This window comes from Streptomyces sp. NPDC059003, assembly GCF_042740445.1.
Lineage (GTDB): Bacteria > Actinomycetota > Actinomycetes > Streptomycetales > Streptomycetaceae > Streptomyces.
Genome location: NZ_JBHYJH010000079.1, coordinates 36612 through 43453 on the forward strand (window position 1 = coordinate 36612; position 6842 = coordinate 43453).

Annotated in this window: 3 protein-coding genes; 1 reads left to right on the forward strand and 2 read right to left on the reverse strand. The window is 71.1% G+C overall.

Annotated features, from left to right (window positions below):
• Window positions 1-4 precede the first annotated feature (4 nt).
• Window positions 5-2623, reverse strand: coding sequence for a murein biosynthesis integral membrane protein MurJ (gene murJ / locus ACFWZ5_RS25785; RefSeq protein WP_384794124.1), 2619 nt, complete (start codon window positions 2621-2623; stop codon window positions 5-7).
• Window positions 2624-2669: 46 nt separating this feature from the next.
• Window positions 2670-5114, reverse strand: coding sequence for a DUF6049 family protein (locus tag ACFWZ5_RS25790; protein WP_384794121.1), 2445 nt, complete (start codon window positions 5112-5114; stop codon window positions 2670-2672).
• 226 nt (window positions 5115-5340) lie between these two features.
• On the opposite strand from ACFWZ5_RS25790, the gene ACFWZ5_RS25795 reads away from it, so the two are divergent.
• On the forward strand, window positions 5341-6807 hold the full coding sequence (locus ACFWZ5_RS25795) for a CCA tRNA nucleotidyltransferase (RefSeq protein ID WP_384794119.1): 1467 nt from the start codon (window positions 5341-5343) through the stop codon (window positions 6805-6807).
• Window positions 6808-6842 lie beyond the last annotated feature (35 nt).

Below are 6842 nucleotides of genomic sequence, written 5' to 3' on the forward strand. Positions count from 1 at the left end.
CGCGTCAGCGCCCCAATCGGCCGCGCACCGTGCCGACCAGCGAGTTGAGCTCCTGGATGCGCATGCGGCGCGCCGCCAGGAAGAAGACTCCGAACAGCACACCACAGCCGACGACCAGCGCGGCGAGCGAGCCGAAGACGCCCTGCCCCAGCGCCTTGGTGATCGCGTACCCGGCCCCGGCACCCAGAATCGCGCCCGGAACCGAGGCGAGCGTGAGTCGGGCGTACGTACGGAGCACGTTCGCGCCGTCCAGATCGCCGCCGAGCCGCTTGCGCAGCCGCTGCCACGCGACACCCACACCGATCGCGTAGGCGAGGCCGTACGAGAGGGCCATGCCCGCCACCGCCCAGCGGGCGGGCAGCACCACGTAGCAGAGGGCGGAGGCCGCGGCGTTGAAGGCGGCCACGATGACGGTGTTGTAGAAGGGGGTGCGGGTGTCCTCGTACGCGTAGAAGGCGCGGAGCACGACGTACTGCACGGAGTACGGGATCAGGCCGAGACCGAAGGCCATCAGCATGTAGCCCATGCGCGTCGCGCCGTTGACGCCGGACGAGCCGAACATCAGTGTGCACATCGGGATGCCGAGCGCGAGGAAGCTGAAGGCGACCGGCACGATCGCGACGGCCGAGGTGCGCAGGCCCTGGGAGATGTCGTCGCGGACCGCGCCGGTGTCGCCCTCGTGGGCCGAGCGCGCCAGGCGGGGCAGCAGGGCCGCCATCAGCGAGACGGTGATGATGGCCTGCGGGAGACCCCAGATGAGCTGGGCGTTGGAGTAGGCGGAGAAGCCGGTGCCGTCCATGCCGGAGTGCTTGACCGCCGCGGTGCCCAGCTGGGTCACGACGAGCGCGCCCGCCTGGTTGGCGAGGACGAAGAGCATCGTCCACTTGGCGAGCATGGCGGCCTTGCCGAGGCCCTGGCCCTTCCAGTCGAAGCGCAGCCGCAGCTTGAAGCCGGTCTCGCGCAGGTAGGGGATCATCGCGAGCGACTGGACCACGAGGCCGAGCAGGACGCCGACGCCCAGGAGGCGTACGCCGTCGTCAGGGATCGTGGTGACGCGCATGCCCGACTTCTCGGACGTGCCGTACACCCACAGGAACATGCCGAGCGTGGCGATGATGACGATGTTGTTGAGGACCGGGGTCCACATCATCGCGCCGAACTTGCCGCGTGCGTTGAGGATCTGGCCCATGACGACATGGACGCCCATGAAGAAGATCGACGGCAGGAAGTAGCGGACGAAGGTGACCGCCACTTCGTTGGCGTCCGGGTCGCTGGCGACCGGGGTGGACAGCAGGTGCACGAGCACGGGCGCCGCGAACCAGCCGACCACGGTGAGGACGCCGAGCGCCACCATGACGAGCGTGAGGAGGCGGTTGGCGTACGCCTGGCCGCCGTCCTCGTCGTCCTTCATGGCGCGGACGAGCTGCGGCACGAAGACCGAGTTGAGGCCGCCGCCGACGGTCAGGATGTAGATCATCGTCGGCAGCTGGTAGGCGACCTGGAAGGTGTCGCCGAGCAGGCCGATGCCGAGCGCCGAGACGATCATGGCGGAGCGGACGAAGCCGGTGAGCCGGGACACCATCGTGCCCGCGGCCATCACCGCGCTCGACTTCAGCAGGCTGGACGCGCGCCCGCCGGACTTCGCCGCGGGCGCCGCCGGAGCGGGCACCGGCTCCTGCGCCGGCGACGGCACGGCCGGGGCCGCGGCGGGGGGCCGGGCGATGTCGTACTGCGGGTCCTGCTGGTACCCGCCGTTCTGGTTCGGATCCTGGTAGTAGCCGCCCGCCTGCTGGTTGGCATACGGGGCGTGCTGCGGGTCCTGCTGGTGCGCGTACGGCGCGTTCTGGTGGTTCACGTACGGGGCGTCGCTCTGCGGGTGGTACGCGGCGTCGGTCTGCGGATACGCGTACGGCGTACCGCCCTGCTGCGGGTCGGTGTACGGAGCCGCGGCCTGCTGGTACGGGTACGCGGTGCCCTGGCCCTGGTAGCCGCCCTGCTGCTGGTCCTGGTACCCGGCGACGGGCTGGCCCTGATGACCGACCTGCTGCTGGCCCTGGGCCGGGTATCCCCCGGCCTGGTACGCCTCGCCCCGGGGGTCGCGCGGGTAACCGTCGCCCAGATGGGGGTCCTGCTGATGCGCCTCGCTCCGCGGGTCGCGGTAGCCGCCGCCCTGCTGGTCCCGGAAGAGGTGCGCGAACGCGTCCGGCTGATGGCGCTCCTCGCCGGCCTGGGTGACCAGGTCGTCGACGCCTACGTACTGCGTCGTGCGCGGGTCGTCGCCGTACGGCAGGTGCCGGGTCGGGCCGTCCGGCTCGGGCGGCGGGGTCTGGGCCCACACACGGGGGTCCGGCGCGTGCTGCGGGGACGGGGGCTGGCCGTAGAGCTGCTGGGGGTCCTGGTACGTGCCGGGCGGCGGCGGGGGGTGCGCGGCACGGTCGTAGAGCGCCTCGGCCACCGGGTCCTGGGCCGAGAGGTCCTGGGCCTGGTAGGGGTCCTGTGCGTAGGCGTCCTGGAGGTAGGCGTCCGGCGCGTGCTGGGGCGGCTGACGGCCGTCCTCCGGGCCCCCGGCCGCGCCGGAGCCGCCCGCGCCCTGGCCGCGTTCACCGTCGTACGGCGCGTTCATGGTCTACCCCACCTCATGGTCCCGGGCCCGCCGGCCACGACATCGCTCAACGGTCCACTCTCTCACCCGTGTGCGACGGCTCGGTGCTTTCCGGAGCGGTGTCCGGCGTCGGGTCACTCGGCTGCTCGGGTTCGCCGGCGCCGGGGTCGGTTCCGGGGGTGGGGCCGGACGCGCTGTCGGGGTCCTCGGCGGAGCCGCCGTCGGGGCCGTCGTCCGGGCCCGCTTCGGCCTGCTGCCGCGCCGCGCGCTTGCGCTGGGTGTACATGCGGAATCCGGCGAGGACGAGCAGCAGGACGCCGCCGCCGATGACCAGCATCACCGTGACGGTGAACTCCGTGACGTTGACCTCGAAGTAGACCGGCTCGCCGTACGGCTCGCCGTCCTCGGTGTAGAGCTGGGCGTAGACCCGGACCGGACCGTTGGCGTTGGCCGTGGTGGTGAACTTCACGGACTGGGTGTGACCGCCGCCCGTGATCTTGACCGACTGCTGCTCGTAGAGGCCGTCGCCGATCTTCAGACGCGTGGGGTTGGTGGACGTCAGGCGCAGGGTGAGGTGGTCGACGCCCTGGACGAGGTTGTTCTGGACGGTCACCGGGATCGTCGCGCTGCGGCCCGAGAGCTTCGCGTCGGACTTCTTGATCAGCCGCACCTGATCGGTGAGGTCGGTCAGATACCCCTCCACGCCCTTGCGGAAGCTGAGCGCCTGCTCCGGGCGGCCGCGCCACGACGTGGACATCTCACGGTCCATGGCCCGGCCGAACGGGGTGATCACGCGGTCCGGGTCGGACAGGATCACCTTGAAGCGGTCGAGCTTGTCCTGCGTGTTCCGGATCTCCTCGAAGCCCGAGCGCGGCAGCTCCTGCTTGCGCAGCGACGCCGGGTAGGCGGCGGCCGACGGGACCTGCGTGGTGGCGGTCGGGTCCGGCTTGACCTTCGCCGCCGCGGTCAGCTCCTGCGGCTGCGACCAGCGCTCGTCGTCGAGGGCGGTCAGCGCCTTGGCCATCGTCTGGACCTGGCTGGCGGAGGGCATGCGCTGCGGGGCGACGACGATGCTCCGCTGTTTGGCCGGATCCTGCAGCGTGATCATGAGGCTCTGGGCGAGGAACTCCTGGACGGCGAGCGTGGAGTTCTCCGACCGCGTCATGTCGCCCTGGAAGGCCGTGGACAGGCGGGCGTCGGCGACCACGGCCGTCGTGCCGCCGCCGATGGGCCGCGCCGCGTTCGGCGTGTACAGCAGGCCGCCGGTCTCACGGAGGCTGTCGCTGCGGGCGATCACCCTGTGGGCGCCCGCCGACGTGGCGACGTCGACGATCGACGGGTCGATCGCGCCGTCCGCGGGCCAGGCGAAGTCCGAGCTCGGCTTGAGCATGAGGATGCCCTCCACCGCGGTCGCGCCGGCCTCAGTGGCTTCCTTGAGGTGGCTGAGCGAGCCGGAGACGGTCTTGCCGTTGTGCGCGAGGGAGGCTAGGTCGGGGTCGGCGAACGGCAGCGCGACGACCTTCTTGCCCTTCACCGTCTTCTGGAGCTGGTTGAGCCACTGCTTCGCGACGGCCTGGTGTCTGCCCGGCACCGTGGTGCCGTCCGGCCCCTCGACGTCGTACTTCTCCGCCATCGCCGCCACGGACACCAGCAGGTCCGGATCCACGACCCAGGTGACGTCGAGCTGGCTGCCGAGCGTCACGAGCTGGTCCAGACGCCCGCCCGCCTTGAGCTCCTCGGCGAGGTCCTCGTTCTCGAAGACGGGCGTCTGCTGCTCGTCGGAGCGCGTCCTCGCGGTGAGGTGCGTGGAGGAGATCAGCGGCCACAGGTACGTCGTCCTGGTCTTCGTCTCGGCGGCGCCGTCCTGCCACGGCAGGAACGTCCGCTCGATGCCGAGCACCTGCGGGTAGGGCTGGGCGGAGGTCTGGCCGGTCAGCGTGACGCCGAGCTGGTAGACGCCGTCCATGCCGAGGTCCAGGGCACTGACGGGCACGGAGATGCTGAAGTCCTGCGGGACTCCGGGCAGGAGCTTGGTGATCTTCTTGACGTACTTGCCGCCGACCTCCGTGCCGTCGACGCCCGGCTGGAACGCGGTGCGCTTCGCGGCCGCGTCGATCTGCGTGCGGCCGCCGAGGGGGGAGCCGACGCGCAGCCCCACATGGGCACCCGTGATCGTCTGCTTGCCCTCGTTGGTGACCTTGCCGGAGACGGTGACGGTGTCGCCCTCGCGCGGCGCGCTGGGCGTGAGCGCGTCCAGGGACACGTCGACGGTCCCGGAACCGGTGGCGGCGCCCTTCGGGCCCGCAGCGGCCTCTCTGGGGCTTGTGACGGCCGTCTTCAAGGCCGACGCGGCGGTCTGCACATCGGGCGTCGCGGCGTACGCGGACGAAGGTGCGGGCACCTGAAGCAGCCCGGCCACCAGGGGCGCTCCGGCCAGCAGTGCCGCTGTGCGCCGGAGCCACCGGCGGGCAGGTGAGGGGCTGGTCCCCGGGAAGTCTGCCGCCTCGGCCACGCGTCGCCCGTCCCTCGTCGTCGTCAGCTGTGTGGTGGTTCTCGGTTGCTGCGTCCAGGCATGGTAACGAGGCGCGCCGGGGCTAAGTGCCGCGGACTGCTCCACAAGATCGCAAGAACCGGCCACCGTGGCCGCAAGGGCCGTGGTGAGCGCCGTGGACGGGCGCCGGGAGGGCGGCGGAAATCGGGGCGGCCGCGTGCCGCCGGGGCACGTACCCTTTTCTGTTGTGCCGAACGCCAACGAAGACAATCCCAGTGCCCTGAGCCAGGTGCAGCGCCGCGCCGTGAGTGAACTGCTGCGCGTGTCCCCTGTCGCGGACGACCTCGCCCGCCGTTTCCAGGAGGCCGGGTTCTCGCTCGCCCTGGTCGGCGGCTCGGTCCGGGACGCGCTCCTCGGCAGGCTCGGCAACGACCTGGACTTCACGACGGACGCCCGCCCCGAGGACGTGCTGAAGATCGTCCGTCCCTGGGCGGACGCGGTGTGGGAGGTCGGGATCGCCTTCGGCACGGTGGGCTGCCAGAAGGACGCCCGTGTGGACGGCGCCGAGCAGCGCTTCGAGATCGAGGTGACGACATATCGATCGGAGGCGTACGACAGGACCTCGCGCAAGCCCGAGGTGTCCTACGGCGACTCCATCGAGCAGGACCTCGTGCGCCGCGACTTCACCGTGAACGCGATGGCCGTGGCACTCCCGGAGAAGGAGTTCATCGACCCGCACGGCGGCCTCGAGGACCTGGCGGAGCGCGTCCTGCGCACCCCCGGCACCCCCGAGGACTCCTTCTCGGACGACCCGCTGCGGATGATGCGCGCCGCGCGCTTCGCCTCCCAGCTGGACTTCGAGGTGGCCCCGGACGTCGTCGCCGCCATGAAGGCGATGGCCGGGCGCATCGAGATCGTCTCCGCCGAGCGCGTCCGGGACGAGCTGAACAAGCTGATCCTCTCCGCGCACCCGCGCAAGGGCCTCGCCCTGCTCGTCGACACGGGCCTGGCCGACCACGTCCTGCCCGAGCTGCCCGCGCTGCGTCTTGAGCGCGACGAGCACCACCGGCACAAGGACGTCTACGACCACACGCTGATCGTCCTCGAGCAGGCGATGGCCCTGGAAGCGGACGGCCCGGACCTGACGCTGCGGCTCGCCGCGCTGCTCCACGACATCGGCAAGCCGAGGACGCGCCGCTTCGAGGGGGACGGCCGGGTCTCCTTCCACCACCACGAGGTGGTCGGCGCAAAGATGACCAAGAAGCGGATGACCGCGCTCAAGTACTCCAACGAGCTCGTCAAGGACGTCTCGCGCCTGGTGGAGCTGCATCTGCGCTTCCACGGGTACGGCACCGGGGAGTGGACCGACTCGGCAGTGCGTCGCTATGTACGTGACGCGGGCCCGCTCCTCGATCGACTCCACAAGCTGACCCGCTCCGACTGCACGACCCGCAACAAGCGCAAGGCCAACGCGCTCTCCCGCGCGTACGACGGCCTGGAGGAGCGCATCGCCCGCCTGAAGGAGCAGGAGGAGCTCGACGCGATCCGCCCCGACCTCGACGGCAACGAGATCATGGAGATCCTGAGCGTCGGCCCGGGCCCGGCGATCGGCAAGGCGTACAAGTTCCTGCTGGAGCTGCGCCTGGAGAACGGGCCGATGGAGCGGGACGCGGCGGTGGCGGCGCTCAAGGAATGGTGGGCGGCGGAAGGCTGACAAGGGACTGGGGCGGTGTGTTTCACGTGAAACAC